This window comes from Sulfurimonas sp. (genome assembly GCF_027056685.1).
Classification (GTDB): Bacteria; Campylobacterota; Campylobacteria; order Campylobacterales; family Sulfurimonadaceae; genus Sulfurimonas.
This window is the reverse complement of record NZ_JALUKE010000222.1, coordinates 1-2,008: the sequence shown is the minus strand read 5'-3', so window position 1 is coordinate 2,008 and position 2,008 is coordinate 1. Positions and strand designations below refer to the sequence as shown.

Annotated in this window: 3 protein-coding genes; 2 read left to right on the top strand and 1 reads right to left on the bottom strand. The window is 38.9% G+C overall.

Going from position 1 to position 2,008, the window contains the following annotated elements:
- Positions 1–272 (top strand): transketolase C-terminal domain-containing protein (locus MVY38_RS09850; protein ID WP_297485715.1); only part of this gene is annotated, 272 nt, incomplete at its 5' end.
- Positions 265–1,620 (top strand): dihydrolipoamide acetyltransferase family protein, encoded by a 1,356-nt coding sequence (locus tag MVY38_RS09845; protein ID WP_297485713.1) that lies wholly within the window; start codon positions 265–267, stop codon positions 1,618–1,620. The genes MVY38_RS09850 and MVY38_RS09845, both read left to right, overlap by 8 nt.
- A gap of 3 nt (positions 1,621–1,623) precedes the next feature.
- On the opposite strand, the gene MVY38_RS09840 is transcribed toward MVY38_RS09845, so the two are convergent.
- On the bottom strand, positions 1,624–2,008 hold a 385-nt coding region (locus MVY38_RS09840), incomplete at its 5' end, for a DUF6858 family protein (protein ID WP_297485711.1).

Sequence of the window (2,008 nt, the reverse complement as noted above, 5' to 3'; positions counted from 1 at the left end):
ACCCTATAGACTATGAAACATTGGCAGCATCCATTAAAAAAACTTCACGCCTTGTTATGGTAGAAGAAGACCATAAAACAGGAGGATTTGGCTCGCAAGTAGTTGCATGGGCGGCTGAGGAGATGTTTTACGCTCTTGATGCGCCACCACTGCGTTTAGCTGGTGCGGATGTTTCTATTCCTTACAACAGAACACTAGAGCTTGCATCTATTCCGACACCTGATTCTATTGCACAAGATATTATTGCATGGGGGAAGAAAAACGATGTATGAGATAGTAATGCCACAACTCTCTGACTCTATGGAAGAGGGAAAATTAGTAGGTTGGAAAGTAAGTGTTGGTCAAAGTGTCACAAGCGGTGATGTTATTGCTGAAGTGGAGAGTGACAAGGCGATTATGGAGGTGCAAACCTTTAAAGATGGTGTTGTCAAAGAACTTTTAGTAAAAGAAGATGATGAAGTGAAGATTGGAACTGTTATTGCGCGTATTCAAACGGGTTCTACTGCTTCTACAGAACAAGTACAAGCAGTAGCTAAGCCAACAACGGCGCCAAAAGAAGAACAAACTCCAAAAGAAGAACAAACTCCAAAAGAGGAACAAACTTCGAAAAAAGAAGCACCTGAAAAAGAAGAGACAAAGCCAAACGCAGCCCAGACAAAAAGTGTTTTAGATGAGATATTTGATACATCCTCTATTGCTCCAACAACAACAACAACAACAACAACAAAGCAGAGCCAAGCATCACATATTTCTCATAAAGCACAAAGTGACATATCCCCAAAAGCGAGAGCAAAAGCAGCTGCTGTGGGTGTTGATGTTGAAAAACTTCAAGCGAAAATGCCACAAAAAGTGCTTCATGCAGAGGATGTGGATGAGTATGTTACAGAGAAGTATTTCACGCCAAAAGCTTTAAAACTATTACAAGAGTATCAGTTAGAGAGCTCACTTTTTGAACTGAATCATAAGATAGACAGTGATGAACTCCAAGCCTACATCGATGCAAATGAAATAGCACTTCCAAAAGCACTCTCACCGATGCAAAAGGCAATCATTACAAATGTAACGCGTTCTGCTCAAAAACCCATTTATCACATCTATGAATCCGTAGATGCCAAACTTTTTGAGGCACACCATACACATAGTATGACAGCGTGGCTTGTAAAGATTTTTGCAAAAGTAATGATGCAACATGAGAGTTTTCGCACAACACTTTTGGACAACGCCCTCTCCATCGCTCCAAATGCTTCGCTCTCCATCGCTGTAGCAGATGCAAAAAACCTCTATATGCCCATCATAAAAGATGCAAACAGACTCACAATTTCTGAAATAACAGAGCAACTTACTGCGTTTAAAGAGAAGCTTAAAACAAACAGTTTCAGTGCAAAAGATATGCAAGGCAGTACTTTTGGTATTTCAAATCTTGGAATGCTCGGCGTTGCGCGTTTTGATGCAATGATAAATAAAGATGAGAGTGCCATTGTTGCAGTAGGTGGCATGAGTGATGGCAAAATTAGTGTAACACTTACAGCAGACCATAGACTTATAAACGGCTACGAAGCGGCACTTTTTATGGCGGATGTAAAAAAAGAGGCAAGTGAGCCTCTTAATTTTAAGGAGTAGTAATTATTTTTGAAGTTCTTTGATCCAAGATTGCATCCAAGCATTCACTTCGGGTCTTGGAGTCTCTAAAAATTCTAAAACGAAACTCTCTTTCGTTTCACAAATAGCGATTGATTTTGGTCTAAATGCCAAAATTTCAATATTTTTAATAGTGTGACCAAAACAAAAGAGAAGATTTTTAGCATTGACGATCGTATCTAAAATTTCGCCATTAAGCTCTTTTGTATGTGCATAGTGGTCAAAAACAGTGATGAAGACAGCCTCAGGATTCTCTTGTATCTTTTGTTTGAAGTGTGTGATAATTTCATCAATATTTGAGACTTTTGCCTCAGATTTTGAAATTTCCATAGCATACATTGGATGTGTATCTAAAAGTATTGATCTTTTC

Bases quoted from the DNA above. Each gene is read 5' to 3' on its own strand.
- MVY38_RS09845 (WP_297485713.1), top strand. From the start codon at position 265: ATGTATGAGATAGTAATGCCACAACTCTCTGACTCTATGGAAGAGGGA.